Genomic DNA, 20,850 nt, shown 5'->3' with positions numbered 1-20,850 from the left:
CATGCCGCTCTGAGGGTCTGGGAGCGCGGAATCGGCTTGTGACCTGCAAGGCGACAAGCGACAAGACAAGACAGGCGACAAGCCACACGACAAGGGAGACGACAAGCAACGCGACAAGCACAGCCACCCATCCGAGCGGGCCCGCACCACCTGATGGTGCGGGCCCGCGGCTCACCCAAGGAGCCCGCAATGGATCACCGCACCCCGCAGGGGAACATCGCCCCGCACATACCCGCCGACGACTGGCAGCGCGCACAAGCCACCGGACAGCCCGTCGTCATCGTCGTCCACAACCCCGCTCCGGTCGGCATCCCGTGGCGCCGGATCCTGGTCCCGTTCGCGATCGCCGGGGCCGCTGTCGCCGGCGGTTGGGGACTGGTCGTGGCCCTGTGCTTCCTGCTCGACGCCGCGGCCCACACCGCCACCGTCATCGCCAGCGTCGCCGGACCGATCGGCATCGGCGGCATCACCCTGCGCCTGGCCCGCAACAAGACCTAGCTACGCCAAGGGCGGCCCCCCAATTCCGCCAAGAACACGGGGCCGCCCTGACCATCCAGCCCGCTAGCACCGAACTGGAGACATCCAGCATGACCCAACCCACCAACATCCGGCGAGCCCTCGCTTTACTCACCCCGGCCCGGCCCTTCCGGGTGCTGGACGGCTGCTGCTGCATCGGCGGCGGCACCGAGGGCTACCGGCGCGCGTTCGGCCCCGACTGCCGCATCACCGGCATCGACAAGGAAGCCCAGCCGGACTACTGCGGTGACGACTTCCACCAGGGCGACGCGATCGAGTTCATCCGCGCCCACGGCCACGAATTCGACTTCATCCACATCTCCCCGCCCTGCCAGGGCGAGGGCGCACCCGCCAAGGGCACCAACAAGGCCCGCAACGCCGCGATCGGCCGCACCTACCCCCACCTCATCGACCCCGCCCGCGAAGCACTGGAGGCCACCGGCCGGCCGTACGTGATCGAGAACGTGGCCGGCTCCGCGGTCCGCAAGGACATCCGCCTGTGCGGGGAACAGTTCGAACTCGCCGTCATCATGCACCGCTACTTCGAGCTGGGCGGCTGGACGACCCCGCAGCCGGCCCACCCCAAGCACCGGGGCAGGGTGCGCGGGTACCGACACGGGGAGTGGCACGACGGCCCCTATGTGGCCGCGTACGGCGAGGGCGGCGGCAAGGCCACCGTGGAGGAGATCCGCGCCGCCAAGGGCATCGACTGGTCCACCGACCATCTGAAGCTGCGGGAAGCGCTCCCGCCCGCCTACACCGAGTGGATTGGCCGCGCCTACCTCGCCACCCTCGCCCCCACCTTGGGGGTGGCGGCGTGAGCGGCATCTTGACCGCCGATTTGGCCTGCCTGCCCCGCCTCGCATCCGCGCTCACCGCCGCGGAGCGCGGTTGGCCGGTCATCCCGCTGATCCCGTCGGCCAAGCGCCCGGCGGGGCATGCCGAACGGGACTGCCCCGGCACCGGGCGCTGCGCGGGAGGACACCGCACGCCCGAGCAGCGCGCCACCACCGATCCGGCACTCATCCATGCCGCCTGGGCGACGCGCCCGTACAACGTGGGTATCGCGACCGGCCCGGCCGGGCTGCTCGTGGTCGACCTGGACGTGTGCAAGCCCGAGGAGCCGAAAGGAGCGCCTGACGGCGCAACTTCCCTTGCGGCGCTCTGCGAGCGCACCGGCCAGACCGTCCCCGCCACCTACCGGGTGCGGACCGCGCGCGGCGGGGAGCACCTGTACTTCACCGCCCCATCTGGAGTGCGGTTGAAGTGCAGCGCGAACCGTCTCGGGCCGCACATCGACACCCGCGCCTGGGGCGGCTACGTCGTCGCCCCCGGTAGCACCACCCCCGACGGGGCCTACGAGGTGAGCGACGATGCGCCGCTCGCGCCACTCCCGGAGTGGCTTGCCGCGCTGCTCACCAAGCCCCGCAAGCCCACCGTCGTGGACCTGGCCCCGCTGCGGGACGGCACCAAGGCCGCCCGCGCGGCTCTGGAACGGGAGTGCGCGATCGTCGCCGCGACGAGCGAGGGCGGGCCGAACGGACGCAACAACACCCTCCACAAGAGCGCCTGCAAGGTGGCCCGGTTCGTCGCGTGGGGCGACCTCCCCGGGGATGTCGCGGAGCAGGCAATCCAGGCGGCGGGGGAGGCCAGCGGACTGCCGCCGGCCGAGTGCCGCACCACCATCCGCAGCGCCATGGACTGGGTCATCGCCCACGCCACACCACGGCAGGCAGCCTCATGACCGCCCCCGACTCCCCCCGCCTGGATTGCCACACCGGCACGCCCGACCGGCCGCACGTCGCTCCACAACGTGTGGACGTGGCGGCCGTGGGCGAGCCGAAAGGCGCCGCCCGCAAGGGCGTCGTCACTGCTCTTCCCCGCTCGAACCGCTCCCCGGCCCGGCCGGGAGCCGACCCGACGCCGGACCAGCCTGGCATCCGGATCTTCGCCCCACCGGTCTACCGCCACCACTACGACGGGGCCCGCTGGTCCACCCGGCCCGGCGCCCTGCCCACCGCCGCCTACGTCTGCGCCTGCGGACTGATCGGCACTGCCACCGGCCCGGACGCCGTGGCCGCGCTAGTCGCCGAGTACGAGGCACACACGTCCGCCTGCACCGGGGCGCCCGCCGCGCCCGCCGAAGGGAGGAACGCCGCATGACCGCCATTGACGGCGCTGCGCTGCTCGACGAGGTGGAAGCCTTCCACCGCAGGTTCAACGTCTTTCCGACCGAGGCCGCCTACGTCGCGGTCACTTTGTGGGACGCGCACGCGCACCTGCTCGACTGCTTCGACTCCACCCCCCGACTCGCCTTCCTGAGCCCCGAGCCGGGGTCGGGCAAGTCGCGGGCGCTGGAGATCGTGGAGACTCTCACCCCGCGAGCCGAGGCCACCGTGAACGCGTCTCCCAATGCCCTGTTCCGGCTGGTAGACGCGGCAGAGGGACGGCCGACGCTGCTGTTCGACGAGATCGATACCGTCTTCGGCCCCAAGGCCGGAGACAATGAACCCGTCCGGGGCTTCCTCAACTCCGGATACCGGCGCATCGGCACCATGCTGCGCTGCGTCGGAGACGGCGCCAACCAGAGCGTGCAGCGCTTCTCCTCGTTCTGCGCCGTCGCCATGGCCGGGCTCGGCTCCCTGCCCGACACGATCCTGACCCGCTCCGTCATCATCCGCATGCGCAAGCGCGCCCCCAACGAGAGGATCGAGCCCTACCGCCAGCGGCTCAACGAACACCAGGGCCACGCCCTCCGAGACCGACTCGCAAAGTGGGCCGACAGCGTCCGCGAGCAGGTTTCCGGTGCCTGGCCCGACCTGCCCGAAGGCGTCACCGATCGGCCCGCCGACGTATGGGAACCCCTCCTTGCCGTCGCGGACGCGGCCGGCGGCGAATGGCCCACCCGTGCACGGGCCGCCTGCCTGGAACTGGTCAACGCAGCCCACGACAACGACGAAGCATCCCTCGGAGTACGGCTGCTCACCGACCTGCGCGACAAGGTGTTCTGCGGCGCCGACCGCGTACCCACCGCCGTCATCCTGGAAATGCTGCTGGCCCTGGACGACGCCCCCTGGGGCGATGTGGACGACAAGCCGCTCAGCTCCCGGATGCTGTCCAAGCTGCTCGGCCAGTACGTCACCCCCACCAACAAGCCCATCAAGCCCCGCGGCATCCGCACCCCCTCGGGCTTCCCCAAGGGCTACTACGCGGAAGACCTCACGGACGCCTGGACGCGGTATTGCCCCCCACCCCCCGGAAAGTCCGCCACGTCCGCCACGTCCGCCACACCGCAGGTCAGCAGGGGTGAATCCGTGGCGGATACCGCCACAGCCATCCGCCACACGCTCGCGGAAACCGCCACACAGCCCACCCTCGCCGGCTGACTCACCCGGCAACCGTCAACGCCGCCACACCCCGCCGGATGTGGCGGCACCTATCCGCCACAAAGCCGCTATCCGCCACACGATCAAGGCTCTGACCTGCGATGTGGCGGCGTGGCGGACGTGGCGGATTCCCCAGAAGAGAGACAGAGACAAGGAGTCGCACCTTGGCCCGCCCCCAGATGCTCAAACTCCCCGAAGTCCTCGAAGAGATCGGCATGAGCCGCGCCGCCTTCTATCGCATGCGCGCCCGTGGGCAGGCGCCGCGACTCGTGAAGCTGCCCAACGGTCATCTGCGGGTCCGCCGCAACGACCTGGACGACTGGCTCAGCAACCTGGACTCCCCCGCCTACTGATCGCACCGACCGACCAACTCACCCACGGGGCCCGGCCTATACCGGGTCCCGTTCTTAGGAAGGCCCCCGATGGGGAAGACGTACGACGTTCGAATCTGGTCCGTCCGGCAGCGGAAGGACCGCGGACAGACCTCCGCGGAACTGCGCTGGAAGACGGGCGAGACTCCGCACTCTCAGACGTTCCGCACCAAGACGCTGGCCGATGGCCGCCGCGCTGAACTGCTGCAGGCGGCACACGCCGGCGAGCCGTTCGACGAGTCCACCGGGGTACCGCTCTCTGAGCTTCGACAGCGCAATGATGTGAGTTGGTACCAGCACGCCCGCGAGTACATCGAGATGAAGTGGCAGCACTCCCCCGGCTCGACTCGCCGGACGCTCGCGGAAGCCATGGCAACCGTGACACCGGCTCTCGTCAAGGACAGCAAGGGCATGGCCGACGCCGCTACGGTTCGGACGGCTCTCTATAGCTGGGCATTCAACGTGAGCCGACGCGACCAGGACCCGCCCGACGAGGTGACCGCGGTGCTGACGTGGTTCGAACGGAAGTCCCTGCCCACGTCCGCCCTGGCCGACCGCATGCAGGTACGCGCCGCCTTGGACGCCCTGACCAAGAAGCTGGACGGCACCACGGCGGCGGCATCTACCATTCGCCGGAAGCGAGCCATCTTCCACAACGCACTCGGCTATGCCGTCGATGCCGGCCGTCTGACGGACAACCCTTTGCCACAGGTGCAGTGGAAAGCTCCGGAGCAGGTAGCGGAGGAACTGGACCCCGCCTCAGTGCCAGACCCCCGGCAGGCCCTCGCGCTGCTCGATGCCGTGCGCACGCAGAGCCCCCGCGGGCGGCGCATGGTCGCATTCTTCGGCTGCATGTACTACGCGGCGGCACGGCCAGCGGAAGTCATCGGTCTCCGGCTCCAGGACTGCGACCTGCCCCGCCGAGGGTGGGGCACTCTGCGACTCCGAGAGACCCGCCCGCGTTCCGGGTCGGCCTGGACTGACAGCGGTGAGGCTCACGACCGGCGAGGGCTCAAGCACCGGCCCCGGAAAGCAGTCCGCACCGTGCCGATCCCGCCCGATCTCGTGAACCTGCTCCGGTGGCACGTCACGGCGTACGGTGTTGCCCCCGACGGGCGGCTGTTTCGGACGCAACGCGGCGGACTCATCCAGGACACCGGATACGGCGAGGTGTGGGCCGAAGCCCGCACGCGTGCGCTCACGCCCGCTCAGTGCGCGTCGCTGCTGGCGAAGCGTCCATATGATCTTCGCCACGCCGCCGTGTCCACGTGGCTCAGCTCCGGGGTGGAACCACAGGAGGTGGCCGCACGCGCCGGCCACAGTGTGGCCGTGTTGTTCCGGGTGTACGCGAAGTGCCTGGACGGCGGCACGGCCACGGCGAACGCCCGAATCGAGCAGGCGTTGAAGAACGGCAGCTAGGAGGGCCGGAAGCTGCCCCACGCCTGCCCCACACGGACTGGTCAGCACCCGAATCAGGGTGAGACACACCGGGAAAAAGCCCCCATAGCAACCAGTGCACACCGGTGAACGCCGAAAGGGTCTGCGATCAGCATTGCTGCTGGTCACAGACCCTTTCGGTCTTGTGGCGGCGCCAGGATTCGAACCTGGGAAGGCTGAGCCGGCAGATTTACAGTCTGCTCCCTTTGGCCGCTCGGGCACACCGCCGGGGTTGCTGCCTGGCGAGCCGCTTTCCCGCGGCGCTCCGTGGCAACGACGTAAACAATACCTGATGTGGAGGGGTGCTCCGCCACCCGATTGATCGGCGCCCGGAGGGCCGGGGGTGGCTAGGCTTGTCCGGATGCGGCCCGGGACCTGAACGGGCCCCGCGACCGCCCGCATACGCCGGTACGCACGATACGCACCCCGATACAAGGAGCCACAGGACATGGCCGACTCCAGTTTCGACATCGTCTCGAAGGTCGAGCGGCAGGAGGTCGACAACGCACTCAACCAGGCCGCCAAGGAGATCTCGCAGCGCTACGACTTCAAGGGCGTGGGTGCCTCGATCTCGTGGTCCGGTGAGCAGATCCTCATGGAGGCGAACTCCGAGGACCGGGTGAAGGCCATCCTCGACGTCTTCCAGTCCAAGCTGATCAAGCGGGGCATCTCGCTCAAGGCCCTGGACGCGGGCGAGCCCCAGCTCTCCGGCAAGGAGTACAAGATCTTCTCTTCGATCAAGGAGGGGATCTCCCAGGAGAACGCCAAGAAGGTGGCGAAGACCATCCGCGACGAGGGCCCCAAGGGCGTGAAGGCGCAGGTGCAGGGCGAGGAGCTGCGGGTCAGCTCCAAGAGCCGTGACGATCTGCAGGCCGTCATCACCCTGCTGAAGGGCAAGGACTTCGACTTCGCGATGCAGTTCGTGAACTACCGGTAGGTCCGGTCCCCCGGCCCCCGTCCTCACGGACAAGCGGAGGGGTGGGTACCACCGGTGCCCACCCTTCTCTCCCACCTGCCGCCCCTGGTCTCGCCCGCCGGCCGTCGTCGGCTCATCTGCCGGCCGCCATCGGCTCATCTGTCGGCCGCCATCGGCCCGCCCGCCAGCCGTCATCGGCTCTTCTGCCGGCCGTCATTGGCCCGCCCGCCGGCCCCATCGTGGGCCCGGTCAGTCGCGCGAGTTGCCGAACAGCAGGCGGTAGGCGATCAGCAGGACGAGCGATCCGCCGATCGCCGCTGCCCAGGTCGTGCCGTCGTAGAAGTCCTTGGTGATCGGGTGGTCCATCCAGCGGGCCGATATCCAGCCGCCGATGAACGCGCCCGCTATGCCGATCAGGGTCGTGCCGATGAGGCCGCCCGGGTCACGCCCTGGCAGCAGGAACTTCGCGATGGCTCCGGCCAACAGTCCCAGGATGATCCAGCTGATGATGGTCATGCCGTGAACCTGCCCTTTCACGCTGTGCCCGCACGGTCCCGGCCCTGTGATCTTGCTCCCGGGAGGCCGAGCCCGTGCGCCGTACGTCGGGCGCCACGCGCACGGCCTCTTCGCCGCGCACGTTCGCGCCGTGTCGGTGGAGAGGACGCCCTGGCCACACCCACCGGTTGCGCTGATCGGTAGGGTGCGACGCATGTCAGCCTCCGCTCCCGGACTGCGCCGCACCCTCGGCGTGGGCGACGCGGTCGTCATCGGGCTCGGCGCCATGGTGGGGGCCGGGATCTTCGCCGCCCTCGCGCCGGCCGCGCACGCGGCCGGAACCGGGCTGCTCGTCGGGCTCGCCGTCGCCGCCGTGGTCGCGTACTGCAATGCCATGTCGTCGGCTCGCCTCGCCGCCCTGTACCCGGCCTCGGGTGGCACGTATGTGTACGGGAGGGAGCGGCTCGGGGAGTTCTGGGGGTATCTCGCGGGCTGGTCGTTCGTGGTCGGGAAGACGGCCTCCTGTGCGGCGATGGCGCTCACCGTGGGCACGTACGTCTGGCCGGGGCAGGCGCACGCGGTGGCGGTCGGGGCCGTGGTGGCGCTGACCGCGGTGAACTACGGCGGTGTCCAGAAGTCCGCGTGGCTGACGCGGGTGATCGTGGCGCTGGTCCTGGGGGTCCTCGCTTCCGTGGTGGTCGTGTGTCTGGTCTCCGGTGAGGCCGATGCCGGGCGGCTGGACATCGGGGCCTCGGGTGGTGCGGACGGTGTGCTGCAGGCGGCCGGCCTGCTGTTCTTCGCGTTCGCCGGGTACGCTCGGATCGCCACCCTCGGCGAGGAGGTGCGGGATCCGGCGCGCACCATCCCGCGCGCGATCCCGCTGGCGCTGGGCATCACGCTGGTGGTGTACGCGGGTGTGGCGGTGGCTGTCCTTTCGGTGCTCGGGGCGGGCGGCCTCGGGGACGCGGCGGCTCCGCTGACCGACGCGGTGCGGGCGGCCGGGGCGGCCTGGCTCGTGCCGGTGGTGCGGATCGGTGCGGCGGTGGCCGCGATGGGCTCGCTGCTGGCGCTGATCCTGGGGGTGTCACGGACGACGCTGGCCATGGCCCGGGACCGTCATCTGCCGGGGGTGCTGGCCGCCGTGCATCCGCGTTTCCAGGTGCCGCACCGGGCGGAGCTGGCCGTGGGTGCGGTGGTCGCGGTTCTGGCCGCCACGGTGGATGTCCGTGGCGCGATCGGGTTCTCCTCCTTCGGTGTGCTGGCGTACTACGCCGTGGCCAACGCATCGGCGTGGACGCTGTCTTCGGCGCCGGCGGCTCGGGTGGTGCCGGTGGTGGGGCTGGTCGGGTGTGTGGTGCTGGCGTTCTCGCTGCCCGGGGTGTCGGTGGTCGTGGGCGCGGGGGTGCTGGTGGTGGGGGCGGTTGCGTACGCGGTGCGGCGGCGGGTGAAGGCCGGGGCCGGGAAGAAGTAGGGCCCCTCTTTACTGGCCACTGCCCTCCACGCCGTCCACGCCGTCCACGCCGTCCACGCCGTCCACTAGAGCCTTGCCCTGCCGAAGCCGCTCGGCCCGGGTCTGTCAGGGCCCCTCGGCCCGGTTCGTCCGTCCCATCTCAAGGGGGCCGGAAACTCGGGCGCGTCGGTCCGGCCCTCGGACGGGAGTTGTGGGGCTCGGTCATCGCTCGGGGCGGCAACTGCTCGATCGCGGTCATGGGTTCATCTTGCAGGCCGTCGCTGACAGCCGGGCAGGCCTGTGGACAACCACGGGCCTGTGGAAACAGAGGGGAGGCTCCCCTGGGTCAGCGCACCGCGAACGGCTCGTCGGTCCGCACGATGTCGCGGCCGAGCGGGAGCAACGAGACCGGGATGAGCTTGAAGTTGGCGATGCCCAGCGGGATGCCGATGATCGTCACGCAGAGGGCGATGCCGGTGGCGATGTGGCCGAGGGTGAGCCACCAGCCCGCGAGGACCAGCCAGAGCACGTTGCCCACGCAGGACGGTGCGCCCGCGTCATGGCGCTCGACCGTCGTGTACCCGAAGGGCCACAGGGCGTAGACGCCGATGCGGAAGGCCGCGATGCCGAACGGGATGCCGATGATGGTGATGCAGAGGAGCAGGCCCGCCAGCATGTAGGCGAGGAACAGCCAGAAGCCGCTCAGGACGAGCCATATGACGTTGAGTATGGTCCTCACTGGTTCCCACCTGCCATCTTCTCGAGCCGGGCGATGCGTTCCGCCATCGGCGGGTGTGTGGAGAACATCTTCGAGAGGCCCTGGCCGGGCCGGAACGGGTTCGCGATCATCATGTGGCTGGCGGTCTCGATGCGCGGCTCGGGGGGCAGCGGGAGCTGCTTCGTGCCGAGTTCGAGCTTGCGCAGGGCGCTGGCCAGGGCGAGCGGGTCGCCGGTGAGCTGGGCGCCGGAGGCGTCCGCCTGGTACTCCCGGGAGCGGCTGACGGCCAGTTGGATGAGCGAGGCGGCGAGCGGACCCAGGATCATGATCAGCAGCATGCCGAGCAGCCCGGGGCCGTCATCGTCGTCCGAGCGCCCGATGGGGATCAGCCAGGCGAAGTTGACCAGGAACATGATGACGGAGGCGAGGGCGCCCGCGACCGACGAGATGAGGATGTCGCGGTTGTAGACGTGGCTCAGTTCATGTCCGATGACGCCGCGCAGCTCGCGTTCGTCCAGCAGGCGAAGGATGCCGTCGGTGCAGCACACGGCGGCGTTGCGTGGGTTGCGCCCCGTGGCGAAGGCGTTGGGTGCCTCCGTAGGGGAGATGTACAGGCGTGGCATGGGCTGGCGGGCCTGGGTGGAGAGCTCGCGGACCATGCGGTAGAGCGCCGGCGCCTCGAACTCGCTCACCGGGCGGGCACGCATCGCGCGCAGTGCCAGTTTGTCGCTGTTCCAGTACGCGTACGCGTTGGTGGCCAGCGCGACCAGAACGGCGATGACGAGCCCCATGCGGCCGAAGAAGCTGCCGATGACGATGATGAGTGCGGACAGTCCTCCCAGGAGGATCGCTGTCCTGAGCCCGTTGTGCCGGCGGTGCACGGTGCGCCCTCCAAGTGGTGCGGCAGGGGGACCCTTGCTTGCTGTATCTGCGGTGCCACTGGTGCCGCGTCTCACGTCCAGTGGACCTTCCCGTACTGGTCAACGCCAGGCGGGAGGCTCAAGTTCCCTGGTACGTGCGGGGGCGGGTGTGGACCGTCCGGGTGACGGCCACGGGACGCGGCACGCGCGCGTGGGAGCGAGTGCCCCACGCGCGCGCGGTGTAAGCGGCGGGTTTTCCGGGGAACCGGGTCCGTTCGGAAGAGCCCGGTGCCGGTGAAGCGTCAGAAGAGCCCGGTGCCGGTGAAGCGCAGGACCAGCTGGGGCGCGCCGGACAGGACGATGCCGAGGACGCCGGTCAGGGCGATCGCGGCGGTGACCGGGCCGGGGACGCGGTGCTTCTCGGGTTCACCCTCGGGGGCGCGGAAGAGCAGGGCCGTCCACTGGAGGTAGTAGAACAGCGCGATGACGACGTTGACGGCCATGACCACGGCCAGCCAGCCGAGGCCGGCGTCGACGGCCGCCGAGAAGACGGTGACCTTGGCGAAGAGGCCGATGATGCCCGGCGGCAGCCCGGCGAGGCAGAGCAGGAAGAACGCCAGGAGCAGCGCGGACAGGGGGCTGGAGGCGTACAGGCCGCGGTAGTCGGCGACGCGGTTGAGGGACTTCGTCCGGCCGACGAGGGCGGCCACGGCGAAGGCGCCGAGGTTCACGGCGCCGTACATCAGGGCGTAGGCGACGGTGGAGCCGATCGACTTCTCGGCGTCCCCGGAGTACGCGGCAGCGGCGATCGGCACCAGGAGGTAGCCGGCCTGGCCGACGGAGGACCAGGCGAGCAGGCGTACCGCGCTGTACGCGCGCGTGGCCTGCTGGCGGAGGGCTCCGAGGTTGCCCACGGTCATGGTCAGCGCGGCCAGGGCTGCCAGGGCGGGACCCCAGACGTCGGCGTAGGACGGCAGGGCCACGACCGTGACCAGGATCAGGCCGCTGAAGCCGACCGCCTTGCCGATGACCGACAGGTACGCCGCGATCGGCAGGGGCGCTCCCACGTAGGTGTCGGGCACCCAGAAGTGGAAGGGCACGGCGGCGGTCTTGAAGGCGAAGCCGATGAGGGTGAGCACGACGCCGGTCTGGGCGAGCGTGTGGAACTGTCCGTCGACGTTCTGGATACGGTCGGCGATCTGGGTGAGGTAGAGGGTGCCCGTGGTGGCGTACACGAAGCTGATGCCCATGAGGCTGACCGCGGTCGCGGTGACCGAGGACAGGAAGAACTTCAGGGCCGCTTCGGAGGACTTCCGGTCGCCGTACCGCAGGCCGACCAGCGCGAAGGCGGGCAGGGAGGCGACCTCCAGGGCGACGATCAGGGTCGCGAGGTCGCGGGAGGCGGGCAGGAGGGCGGCTCCGGCCGCGGAGGACAGCAGCAGGAACCAGTACTCGCCCTCGGGCAGCTCCTTGCGGGCGTCCTTCAGGGCGGTGACCGACAGGAGGGCGGAGAGCAGGGCGCCGCCGAGGACCAGGAACTGGATGACCAGGGTGAAGCGGTCGGCCGTGTAGCTGCAGACGGCTGCGTCGCCGGTCAGGCAGAAGGTGCTGCGGTCGCCGTCCAGCAGGGGCAGCAGCATCGCCGTCGCGGCGGCCAGGCCTGCCACCGACATCCAGCCGAGCAGCGCCTTGCGGTGCTCGGCGAGGAACAGGTCGGCGACCAGGACGACGAGTCCGGCGACCGCCGCGATGGTGGGTGGCGCGATCGCCAGCCAGTCGACGGACTGGACCAGCGAGGCGGCCATGGGCTGGGCCGAGGAGCTCATCGGGTGCCTCCTGCGAGGAGCTGCTGGACGGCCGGGTCGCTCAGGCCGAGGAGGGCCTTGGGCCACAGGCCCGCGACGACGGTGAGGACGACGAGCGGTGTCCACGCCGCGAACTCGTAGGAGCGGACGTCGGTGAGCCTGGGTGCGTCGTGGGGCAGGGCGCCCATGCAGACGCGGCGGACCACGATCAGCAGGTACGCGGCCGTCAGCAGCGTGCCGAACGCGCCGATCGCCATGAAGGTGAGGAAGGCCGCGCGGTTGAGGCCCTCGGCGGGCTGGAACGCGCCGAACAGGGCGAGCATCTCGCCCCAGAATCCGGCCAGGCCCGGCAGGCCGAGCGAGGCGACGGCGGCGAAGGCGAGCAGGCCGCCGAGACGCGGGGCCTTGCCGTAGAGGGCGGCTCCGGTCTCCTCGGCGAGGGTGTCGAGGTCGGTGGTGCCGGTGCGGTCCTTCAGGGCGCCGACCAGGAAGAACAACAGGCCGGTGATGAGGCCGTGGGCGATGTTGGCGAACAGGGCGCCGTTCACGCCGGTCGGGGTCATCGTCGAGATGCCGAGCAGAACGAAGCCCATGTGGCCGACGGAGGAGTAGGCGATGAGGCGCTTGAGGTCGCCCTTCGCGCCCTGTTTGGCGAGGGCCAGGCAGGCCAGGGATCCGTAGATGATGCCCACGACGGCGAGGGCGGCGAGGTAGGGCGCGAAGGTGCGGAACCCGTCCGGCGCGATGGGAAGCAGAATCCGGACGAACCCGTACGTACCCATCTTCAGCAGGACGCCGGCCAGGAGGACCGAGCCGACGGTCGGCGCGGCGGTGTGGGCGTCGGGCAGCCAGCTGTGCAGCGGCCACATCGGCGTCTTCACCGCGAGCCCGATCCCGATCGCCAGAACGGCGATGACCTGCACGGATGTGGTCAGCGGCCGGGCGTTGTCAGTGGCGAGTGCCATCATGTCGAACGTGCCCGCCTTGATCCCGATCAGGAGCAGGCCGAGCAGCATGACCACGGAGCCGAGCAGCGTGTAGAGGATGAATCGCCAGGCGGCCTGGCTCCGGCCCTCGCCGCCCCAGCGGGCGATGAGGAAGTACATCGGGATGAGGACCATCTCGAAGGCCAGGAAGAACAGCAGCAGGTCGAGGACGGCGAAGGTGGCGAGCGTGCCGGACTCGAGCACGAGCAGCAGGGCGACGAAAGCCTTCGGGGTCGGCCCCGCGGGCATCTTGAAGTACGAGTAGAGCGCGCACAGGAAGGTCAGCAGCGCGGTCAGGACCAGAAGGGGGAGGGAGATGCCGTCGATGCCGAGGTGGATGCGTACGTCGAGTGCGGGGATCCAGCTGATGTCCGTGCTGGCCTGCATCTTCGACGGCTGGTCGTGGTCGAAGCCGAGCGCGAGGACGATCGCCGCGATGAGGACCGCGCCGGTCACGGTGACCCCGTGCCGGAGCACGGCCTGCTCGGGTGACTTCCCCTTCAGCCCGGGCGGGGCGGGCAGGAGAGCCGCGGCGGCGCCGAGGAGCGGGCCGACGACGATGAACGCCAGAAGGACCTGCATCACGGACTCGTTGATATCGATCACGCCTGCTCACGCTCCCGTGGCGACGAGGACGACGGCGACCGCGAGGACGACGGTGCCGGCGAGCAGCGCGCTCACATAGGTCTGGACGTTGCCGGTCTGGGCGCGCCGTACGGCGGTGCCGAGCCAGCGGGGCAGCGCACCCGCGCCGCGCACGTAGGTCTCCACGACCTCCCGGTCGAGGAACCGGACGAGGCTCGCCCCGGCCTGGACCGGGCGCACGAAGAGGGTCGTGTACACGGCGTCCAGGTGGAAGCCCGCGGCCGCGTGCCGGTGCAGGGGGCCGAGCAGCAGCCGTCCGGGATCGGCGGGGTCCGGCGCGTAGGCGATGTCGCCGTAGGCGGGCTCGTGGCTGGCGATGGCCTCGGCCTCGACCTGGGCGGCGTCACCCTCGGGGTGGGCCGCGACCGCGCCGAGCGGGACGCGGGCGGTGAGCGCGGTGGTGTGCCGCCAGGCGGCGTAGGTGACGATGCCGCCGACCAGGGCCACGCCTGTGCCGAGCACGGAGGTGGTGAGGGTCGGGCTGAGGTCGCGGCCGTCGAACCACTCGGGCAGCAGGCGGAACGCGAACCCGCCGAAGGCCAGGGACGGCACGGCCAGCACCCACAGCACGACGGTCATCGTCAGCGGCTGCCTGCCGTGGTCGGGGGCTTCGGTGCCCCGGCCCCGGAAGGCCAGCAGCCACAGGCGCATCGCGTAGGCGGCGGTGAGCACGGCCGTGAGGAGGCCTGCGACGAGGACGATCCAGCCCGCCGCGGCGGGCGCGTGCTCGGTATGGCCGGTGACCACGTGCTCGGCGACGCCGAGGACGGCCTCCTTGGAGAAGAAGCCGCTGAACGGTGGGATCGCGGCGAGCGCGAGCAGCGCCACGGTCATCGTCCAGTAGGCGTCGGGGACGCGGTCGCGCAGGTTCCGCATGCGGGACATGGCGGCGAGCGAGTTGGTGCCGGCGGCGTGGATGATCACGCCCGCGGCGAGGAACAGCAGCGCCTTGAAGGCGCCGTGGGACAGGAGGTGGAAGACGGCGGCCCCGCGGTCGCCCACGGCGAGGGCGCCGGTCATGTAGCCGAGCTGGCCGATCGTCGAGTAGGCGAGGACGCGCTTGATGTCGTCCTGGGCGAGTGCGGCGAGCGCCGAGCCCGCCATGGTGACGGCGGCCATGACGGCGAGGACGACCATCGCGGCCTGGGAGGCCTCGAAGACCGGGAGGAGGCGGGCGATGAAGTAGACACCGGCGGCGACCATCGTCGCGGCGTGGATCAGCGCGGAGACGGGGGTCGGGCCCGCCATCGCGTCGGGGAGCCAGGTGTGCAGCGGGAACTGCGCCGACTTGCCCGCCACGCCCGCGAGGAGCAGCAGGGCGATCAGCGTCGGATGGTCGAGCCCGCCGCTCGCGACGGTGCCGAGGATCCGGGTGATGCGGAACGAACCGGCGTCGGTGGCCAGGGCGAACAGGCCGATGAGGAAGGGGACGTCGCCGAGCTTGGTGACCAGGAAGGCCTTGAGGGAGGCGGCGCGGGCCTCCGGGGTCTCCCAGTAGTGGCCGACGAGGAAGTAGGAGCAGATGCCCATGACTTCCCAGCCGACCAGCAGCACGATCAGGTCGCCGGAGTAGACGACCAGGAACATCGCGGAGGTGAACAGGGAGACGAGGGCGGCGTAGGAGGGGTAGCGCGGGTCGTCGCGCAGATAGCCCGTCGAGTAGATCTGCACGCAGGAGGCGACCAGGCCGACCAGGACGGCGACGAGGGCGGCGAAGCCGTCGATGTGCAGGGCGAGCTCGATCGGCACCGAGCCGGTGGGGGTGAGTTCCGTGGCCGAGTCGACGGCCGCGTCGCCGCCCTGGCGTACGGCGACGAGCGCGGCGAGGACCAGGGAGGTGAGCGTCGGCAGGACGGCGAGCGGGCGGACGAACCCGGGTGCCGTGCGGCCCAGGAGCAGCCCGGCGACGGCGCCGAGGAACGGAAGGAGGGGGACGAGGACGGCGAGGGTGGTCGTGGTCACGCGGTGGCCTCAGCCTTCTGGGCCTCGTCGGACCGCTCGGCCGTGCGGGCGTCGTGGTCGGTGCCGTCGGGGTCGTGCCGTTCGGAGGTGTCGCGGAGCCGGTCGATGTCCGCCGTGCCGCGGTTGCGGTGGACGGCGAGGACGATCGCCAGGCCGATGCCGATCTCGGCGGCGGCGATGGCGATGGTGAACAGGGTCAGGGCCTGGCCGGAGTGCAGGGTCTCCTCGGCGGCCCTGCTGAGCCAGACGTCGAAGGCGACCAGGTTGAGGTTGACGGCGTTGAGCATCAGCTCGACCGACATCAGGACCAGGATCGCGTTGCGGCGGGCGAGGACGCCGTACAGGCCCGTGCAGAAGAGGAGGGCGGAGAGCACGGCGGGATAGGCGAGGTGCATCAGCGGGCCCCTTCCGTGTCGCGGCCGGTGTCCTGGCCGGCCGGGGTGGCGGCGTCGGCCTTCGCCTTGCGGGACAGGACGATCGCGCCGACCAGGGCGGCGAGGAGGAGGACGGAGAGGGCCTCGAAGGGGAGGACCCAGTTCTGGAAGAGGCTCGCGCCGGTGGCCTCGGTGGAGCCGGCGGCGGGGCCGTCCAGGTCGATCCAGGTGGTGCGGAACGCGTCCACGACGACCCAGACCAGGGCGGCCGCGGCGGCGACGGCGACGGTGAGGGCGGCCCAGCAGTTGCCCGAGTCGGCGTCCGGCGAGCGGCCGATGGGAGCCCTGGTGAGCATCAGTCCGAACAGGAGGAGGACGACGACGGATCCGACGTAGATGAGGACCTGCACCCAGGCGATGAACTCGGCGGTGAGCAGGAGGTACTCGACGGCGAGGCCGCCGAGGGTGACCACCAGCCACAGGGCGGCGTGCACCAGCTGCCGGGTGGTGACGGTGACGAGCGCGGCGCCGAAGGTGACCAGGCCGACGAGGAGGAAGGCGATCTCGACGCCGGTCGGGGAAAGAAAGCCGTGGGTCTCCGCGGCGGCACGGGTGGTCGGGCCTGCTGCGAGGAGGCCGGCGCTTGCGGCGAGGGTCATCCCTGGCCCTCCTGCCCCGGCTGCGGCTGGTCCGTCTGCTGCTTGGAGTCGCCCTGAGGGCGGGTGGGCTGTTCGGCGGCGCGGGCCTGCTCGTCGGCGTGCGGTTCGGTGACCGGCGGGGCCTGCTGGGCGGCCAGCTTGTCGGCGGTCTTGCGGGCGGTGGCCAGTTCCTTCGGTTCCTCCGCGCCGGGGTCGAGGGCCGGCGGGGCCGGGACGGTCCACATCCATTCGCGGAGCTTGTCGCGCTCGTGGGTGAGCTCGCGGATGTCGGTCTCGGCGTACTCGAACTCGGGGGACCAGAACAGCGCGTCGAAAGGACAGACCTCGATGCAGATACCGCAGTACATGCACAGGGAGAAGTCGATGGCGAAGCGGTCGAGGACGTTGCGGCTGCGCTCACGGCCGCCGGGGGTCGCCGCCGGGACCGTCTCCTTGTGGGAGTCGATGTAGATGCACCAGTCGGGGCACTCGCGGGCGCACAGCATGCAGACCGTGCAGTTCTCCTCGAACAGGCCGATCACACCGCGGGTGCGGGGCGGGAGGTCGGGCTGGGTGTCCGGGTACTGCGCGGTGACGGACTTCTTCGTCATCGTGCGGAGGGTGACGGCCAGGCCTTTGGCGAGCCCAGAGCCGGGGATGGGGGCCATGGTTACCGGATCACCACCTTGACGACGCCGGTGAGGGCGATCTGGGCGAGGGAGAGGGGGACGAGGAGGGTCCAGGAGAGCTTCTGGAGCTGGTCCTCGCGCAGACGGGGGTAGGTGACGCGCAGCCAGATCACGAGGAAGGCGAGGACCGCGGTCTTGAGCAGGGTCCAGACCCAGCCGAGGCCGTCGGCGCCCCAGGGGCCGTGCCAGCCGCCCAGGAAGAGGACGGTGGTCAGTCCGCACAGGACGACGATTCCGGCGTACTCGGCGAGGAGGAAGAGAGCGAAACGGAGGCCGGTGTACTCGGTGTAGGCACCGAAGATGATCTCCGAGTCGGCGACGGGCATGTCGAAGGGCGGGCGTTGGAGCTCGGCCAGTCCGGCTACGAAGAAGACGATCGCGCCGACGATCTGCCAGGGCAGCCACCACCACTCGAAGGCGTCGAGGATGCCGGGGAGGGAGACGGTGCCGGCCGCCATCGCCACGGAGGCCGCGGTCAGCAGCATCGGGAGTTCGTAGGCGAGGAGCTGGGCGGCGGTGCGCAGGCCTCCGAGCAGGGAGAACTTGTTCGCGGACGCCCAGCCGGCCATGAGCGAGCCGAGGACGCCGACGCCCATGACGGCCAGGACGAAGAAGACACCCGCGTCGATGAGCTGGCCCACGGCTCCCTCGCCGGGGCCGATGGGGATGGCGAGCAGGACGAGGAGGTAGGGCAGGAGGGCGACGGCGGGGGCCAGTTGGAAGATGCGGCGGTCGGCGCCCGCGGGGACGACGTCCTCCTTCTGCGCGAACTTCACGCCGTCGGCGATCAGCTGGGCCCAGCCGTGGAAGCCGCCGGCGTACATGGGGCCGAGGCGGCCCTGCATGTGGGCCATCACCTTGTGCTCGGTCTGGCCGATGACCAGGGGGAAGGTGAGGAAGACGACGAAGACGACGAGAAGTCGCAGGGCGACGTCGAGCACGTCGTTCACCGCGGGCCTCCTGTGGGGTCCTCGGGGGTGTCCGGGTTCTCGGAGGTGTCCGTGTCCGGGCTGTCGGGAGCGTCCAAGGCCGCCTTGGGGTCGCCCGAGGGCTCCGGGGGGTCCGCGGGCTCGGAGGTCTGTGACCCGTTCGACGGTTCTGGATCCGGCAACTGCGCTGCCTCCGGCGACGGTTCGGGAGCCGGTTCGTCGAAGGCCGGACGGGCGTGGTGCCAGGGGGCGTCCGAGCCGCGGGCAGTGGTCGAGGCCCTGCCCGGACGGCTGTCGCCGCGGTCGGACCCGGCCCGCTGAGTCGCGCTGCCCTCGGACGCGCTGCGCGCCCGGCGCGGTCCCGCCGACGGAGCCGATGACCCGGACGTCGGGGGCTCGGAGGCCGGCGCCTCGGACCCGGAGCCCGGCGTCGCGGACTCGGAGTCCGGCGTCGAGGAGGTCTGGTCGCCGCTGGGCTGCTGCTTCGCCGCCCCTTGCGACACCGCCCCCTGCGACACCGAGCCCTGCGACACCGAGCGGTTGCGCCGCGGTCCCGTCGGGGCCGGAGCGGTCGGCTCGTCGGGCTGGGACTGGCTCGCCGACCCCTCCGCCGCGGAGCGCGAACGCCGCGCGGCAGCCGGAGCCTCCGCACCAGCGGCGGACTGACTCGCGGAACCCTCCGCCGCCGAACGCGAACGCCGCACCGCGGCCGGAGTCTCCGCACCGGCGGCTGAAGCCTCGCCTCCGGCAGCCGAAGTCCCCGCACCGGCGGCTGGCGTCTCCGCACCGGCGGCCGAAGTCGCCGACCCGGCGGCCGAAGCCTCCGTACCCGCAGCCGTCTGGCTCGCCGAGCCCCCCGATGCGGACCGGGTCCGTCGTACCGGGCGTTCCCCCGCGGGGCGTGCCGCGCCGCGGGCCGGGCGGGCGGGGGCCGGGGGGAGCTGGCCCTTGAGGGGGCCCCACTCGTTGGGGTCGGGGACGCCGGGCGGGAGCATCTGGCGGCGCTTGGGGCCGCCGTGTTCCGACTCGCCCGGTTCCTTCGCGCCGGGCCAGGCCTTGGCGACGCGGGCGGCCAGGACGAAGTCCTTGCGCAGGGGGTGGCCTTCGAAGTTCTCGGGCAGGAGGAGGTGGTCCAGCGCCGGGTGACCCTCGAAGGTGATGCCGAACATCTCGTAGGTCTCACGTTCGTGCCAGGCGGCACCCGCGTAGACACCGACAGCGGAGGGCAGGGCCGGAGCCTCGTGCGGGACCGTCGTGCGGAGGAGGAGGCGTCGCAGCGGGGACAGGGCCGCCACGTGGGCGGTGACGCGGAAGCCCGTGCCCGGTTCGTCGACCGCGCTCAGCCAGTCGAAGTAGGTGCAGCCGAGGCGGTCGCGGGCCGTCTCCAGGGCGGTGATCCAGGCGGCCGGAGGTACGTCGACGGTCAGGACCTCGTAGGACTCCTCGGCCGTGGCGTCCGGGCCGAAGAGCTCCTCGGCGGTGGCGGGCAGCCAGCCGACGGCGGTCATCGCCCCTCCCCCGAGGTCGGCTCGGGTGCGGGCGGCCGCACCAGTCCGCTCTGCAGCGCCGCAGCCGAGGGGCGGCCCGCGCCGCTGCCGTACCGCTCTCCCAGCGACTCGCGGGCGATCTTCTCCTGGAGCTTGAGGATGCCCTGGAGCAGCGCCTCCGGGCGCGGCGGGCAGCCCGGCACATACACGTCCACCGGGATGATCTGGTCGACGCCCTTGGTGACGGAGTACGAGTCCCAGTAGGGGCCGCCGCAGTTGCTGCACGCGCCGAAGGAGATGACGTACTTCGGCTCGGGCATCTGCTCGTAGAGGCGCTTGACGGCCGGGGCCATCTTGTCCGTGACCGTGCCGGACACCACCATCAGGTCGGCCTGGCGGGGGCCCGGGGCGAACGGGATGACGCCGAGGCGGATGAAGTCGTGGCGGGCCATCGACGCGGCGATGAACTCGATCGCGCAGCAGGCGAGGCCGAAGTTGAAGACCCAGAGCGAGTAGCGGCGCCCCCAGTTGAGGACGACCTTCATCGGCTCGGGGGCGAGGCGGGCCAGGGCGCCCAGCCGCTTCGGCTCGGGCAGCAGCACCGGCTCGGGCGCCGAGGGGTTCACGTCCATGTCAGGACGCCCTTCTTGTATGCGTAGAGCAGGCCGACGGCCAGGAAGCCCAGGAAGATGAACATCTCGACCAGGGTCGTCGCGCCGTAGCCGGGGGCGGCGAAGACGGTCGCCCAGGGGAACAGGAAGATCGAGTCGACGGCGAAGATCACGTAGAGGAAGGCGTACACGTAGTAGCGGACCTGGGTGTGGGCCCAGCCCTCGCCGACGGGGTCGACGCCGCACTCGTACGTCAGGAGCTTCTCGGGGGTGGGGACCACGGGCCGCAGCAGGCGGCCGGCCCCGAACGCGACGGCGACGAACAGCACGCCGACGACGGCGAGCAGTCCGACGACCGAATAGGACTGGAAGTAGTCCGCCGCGACGACGGTCGTGGTGACGACGGTCGGTTCCGGCACGTCCGTCCCTCGCTCCCTCAGAATTCGGGCCTGGATCCTGCGACGACGCTGCGGCTCACTCGGATGCCGCCGTTCGACGATCTGTACGCACGGGAGTCTAGGCCCTGATAAAGGCAGGGTAAGCAGCCCGTCACCGCCTGGCATGCGGGGGTGGGG

The 20,850-nt window shown here is 71.0% G+C and carries 22 protein-coding genes and 1 tRNA gene; 9 read left to right on the top strand and 14 right to left on the bottom strand.

From position 1 onward, the window contains the following. Positions 1 to 189: 189 nt before the first annotated feature. From HNR57_RS10645 to HNR57_RS10615, 7 genes are all read left to right on the top strand, one after another. Entirely contained in the window at positions 190 to 498 is a 309-nt protein-coding gene (locus tag HNR57_RS10645; RefSeq protein ID WP_184559256.1) for a hypothetical protein, read from the top strand. A gap of 89 nt (positions 499 to 587) precedes the next feature. Then, positions 588 to 1,337: a class I SAM-dependent methyltransferase gene (locus tag HNR57_RS10640; protein ID WP_184559254.1), complete on the top strand. Its 750-nt coding sequence runs from the start codon at positions 588 to 590 to the stop codon at positions 1,335 to 1,337. After that, positions 1,334 to 2,260 carry a bifunctional DNA primase/polymerase gene (locus HNR57_RS10635; RefSeq protein ID WP_313673339.1) on the top strand — a complete coding sequence of 309 codons (927 nt, stop codon included), beginning with the start codon at positions 1,334 to 1,336 and terminating at the stop codon, positions 2,258 to 2,260. The genes HNR57_RS10640 and HNR57_RS10635 overlap by 4 nt, the downstream gene beginning before the upstream one ends. Then, on the top strand, positions 2,257 to 2,679 hold the full coding sequence (locus HNR57_RS10630) for a hypothetical protein (RefSeq protein ID WP_221342355.1): 423 nt from the start codon (positions 2,257 to 2,259) through the stop codon (positions 2,677 to 2,679). The genes HNR57_RS10635 and HNR57_RS10630 overlap by 4 nt, the downstream gene beginning before the upstream one ends. Further along, positions 2,676 to 3,902, top strand: a complete 1,227-nt coding sequence (locus HNR57_RS10625; RefSeq protein ID WP_184559252.1) for a DUF3631 domain-containing protein — start codon at positions 2,676 to 2,678, stop codon at positions 3,900 to 3,902. Before HNR57_RS10630 ends, HNR57_RS10625 begins: the two co-directional genes overlap by 4 nt. 164 nt (positions 3,903 to 4,066) lie before the next feature. Further along, on the top strand, positions 4,067 to 4,255 hold the full coding sequence (locus HNR57_RS10620) for a helix-turn-helix transcriptional regulator (RefSeq protein WP_184559250.1): 189 nt from the start codon (positions 4,067 to 4,069) through the stop codon (positions 4,253 to 4,255). A gap of 69 nt (positions 4,256 to 4,324) precedes the next feature. After that, entirely contained in the window at positions 4,325 to 5,692 is a 1,368-nt protein-coding gene (locus HNR57_RS10615) for a tyrosine-type recombinase/integrase (protein ID WP_184559249.1), read from the top strand. Positions 5,693 to 5,856: 164 nt separating this feature from the next. Here the strand turns inward: HNR57_RS10615 and HNR57_RS10610 are convergent. After that, positions 5,857 to 5,938 (bottom strand) — tRNA-Tyr (locus HNR57_RS10610). Positions 5,939 to 6,158: 220 nt separating this feature from the next. On the opposite strand from HNR57_RS10610, the gene HNR57_RS10605 reads away from it, so the two are divergent. Further along, positions 6,159 to 6,647: a YajQ family cyclic di-GMP-binding protein gene (locus HNR57_RS10605; RefSeq protein WP_033309004.1), complete on the top strand. Its 489-nt coding sequence runs from the start codon at positions 6,159 to 6,161 to the stop codon at positions 6,645 to 6,647. A 228-nt stretch (positions 6,648 to 6,875) separates the two neighbouring features. Here the strand turns inward: HNR57_RS10605 and HNR57_RS10600 are convergent, their stop codons facing one another. Continuing rightward, positions 6,876 to 7,142: a GlsB/YeaQ/YmgE family stress response membrane protein gene (locus HNR57_RS10600; RefSeq protein WP_184559247.1), complete on the bottom strand. Its 267-nt coding sequence runs from the start codon at positions 7,140 to 7,142 to the stop codon at positions 6,876 to 6,878. Between the two features lie 193 nt (positions 7,143 to 7,335). Between HNR57_RS10600 and HNR57_RS10595 the strand changes: the two genes are divergently transcribed. After that, positions 7,336 to 8,592, top strand: coding sequence for an APC family permease (locus HNR57_RS10595; RefSeq protein ID WP_184559245.1), 1,257 nt, complete (start codon positions 7,336 to 7,338; stop codon positions 8,590 to 8,592). 325 nt (positions 8,593 to 8,917) lie between these two features. Here HNR57_RS10595 and HNR57_RS10590 read toward each other — a convergent pair whose 3' ends face one another. The 12 genes from HNR57_RS10590 to HNR57_RS10535 all read right to left on the bottom strand — a co-directional run bounded on the left by HNR57_RS10590 (position 8,918) and on the right by HNR57_RS10535 (position 20,694). Then, positions 8,918 to 9,310: a YccF domain-containing protein gene (locus HNR57_RS10590; RefSeq protein ID WP_184559243.1), complete on the bottom strand. Its 393-nt coding sequence runs from the start codon at positions 9,308 to 9,310 to the stop codon at positions 8,918 to 8,920. Then, complete coding sequence (gene htpX / locus HNR57_RS10585) at positions 9,307 to 10,170, bottom strand: zinc metalloprotease HtpX (protein WP_184559241.1); 864 nt, start codon at positions 10,168 to 10,170, stop codon at positions 9,307 to 9,309. The genes HNR57_RS10590 and htpX overlap by 4 nt, the downstream gene beginning before the upstream one ends. 281 nt (positions 10,171 to 10,451) lie before the next feature. Further along, positions 10,452 to 11,975, bottom strand: coding sequence for an NADH-quinone oxidoreductase subunit N (locus HNR57_RS10580; RefSeq protein ID WP_184559239.1), 1,524 nt, complete (start codon positions 11,973 to 11,975; stop codon positions 10,452 to 10,454). Continuing rightward, complete coding sequence (locus HNR57_RS10575; protein WP_184559237.1) at positions 11,972 to 13,546, bottom strand: complex I subunit 4 family protein; 1,575 nt, start codon at positions 13,544 to 13,546, stop codon at positions 11,972 to 11,974. The genes HNR57_RS10580 and HNR57_RS10575 overlap by 4 nt, the downstream gene beginning before the upstream one ends. A gap of 6 nt (positions 13,547 to 13,552) precedes the next feature. Continuing rightward, positions 13,553 to 15,547: an NADH-quinone oxidoreductase subunit 5 family protein gene (locus HNR57_RS10570; protein WP_184559234.1), complete on the bottom strand. Its 1,995-nt coding sequence runs from the start codon at positions 15,545 to 15,547 to the stop codon at positions 13,553 to 13,555. Beyond that, positions 15,544 to 15,942, bottom strand: a complete 399-nt coding sequence (gene nuoK / locus HNR57_RS10565; RefSeq protein ID WP_184559232.1) for an NADH-quinone oxidoreductase subunit NuoK — start codon at positions 15,940 to 15,942, stop codon at positions 15,544 to 15,546. Before nuoK ends, HNR57_RS10570 begins: the two co-directional genes overlap by 4 nt. After that, a complete protein-coding gene (locus HNR57_RS10560; RefSeq protein WP_184559230.1) occupies positions 15,942 to 16,580 on the bottom strand; it encodes an NADH-quinone oxidoreductase subunit J family protein in 639 nt (212 codons plus the stop codon). Before HNR57_RS10560 ends, nuoK begins: the two co-directional genes overlap by 1 nt. Then, complete coding sequence (locus tag HNR57_RS10555; RefSeq protein ID WP_184559228.1) at positions 16,577 to 17,227, bottom strand: 4Fe-4S binding protein; 651 nt, start codon at positions 17,225 to 17,227, stop codon at positions 16,577 to 16,579. Before HNR57_RS10555 ends, HNR57_RS10560 begins: the two co-directional genes overlap by 4 nt. 2 nt (positions 17,228 to 17,229) lie before the next feature. After that, positions 17,230 to 18,198 carry a complex I subunit 1/NuoH family protein gene (locus HNR57_RS10550; protein ID WP_184559226.1) on the bottom strand — a complete coding sequence of 323 codons (969 nt, stop codon included), beginning with the start codon at positions 18,196 to 18,198 and terminating at the stop codon, positions 17,230 to 17,232. Continuing rightward, positions 18,195 to 19,685, bottom strand: coding sequence for an NADH-quinone oxidoreductase subunit C (locus HNR57_RS10545; RefSeq protein WP_184559224.1), 1,491 nt, complete (start codon positions 19,683 to 19,685; stop codon positions 18,195 to 18,197). Before HNR57_RS10545 ends, HNR57_RS10550 begins: the two co-directional genes overlap by 4 nt. Next, complete coding sequence (locus tag HNR57_RS10540) at positions 19,682 to 20,296, bottom strand: NADH-quinone oxidoreductase subunit B (RefSeq protein ID WP_033309016.1); 615 nt, start codon at positions 20,294 to 20,296, stop codon at positions 19,682 to 19,684. The genes HNR57_RS10545 and HNR57_RS10540 overlap by 4 nt, the downstream gene beginning before the upstream one ends. Further along, positions 20,287 to 20,694 (bottom strand): NADH-quinone oxidoreductase subunit A, encoded by a 408-nt coding sequence (locus tag HNR57_RS10535; RefSeq protein WP_031116983.1) that lies wholly within the window; start codon positions 20,692 to 20,694, stop codon positions 20,287 to 20,289. The genes HNR57_RS10540 and HNR57_RS10535 overlap by 10 nt, the downstream gene beginning before the upstream one ends. Positions 20,695 to 20,850 lie beyond the last annotated feature (156 nt).

The sequence above is a fragment of the Streptomyces paradoxus genome, from assembly GCF_014202475.1.
GTDB classification, from domain to species: Bacteria; Actinomycetota; Actinomycetes; order Streptomycetales; family Streptomycetaceae; genus Streptomyces; species Streptomyces paradoxus.
This window is presented reverse-complemented; position numbering and strand designations above follow the sequence as displayed.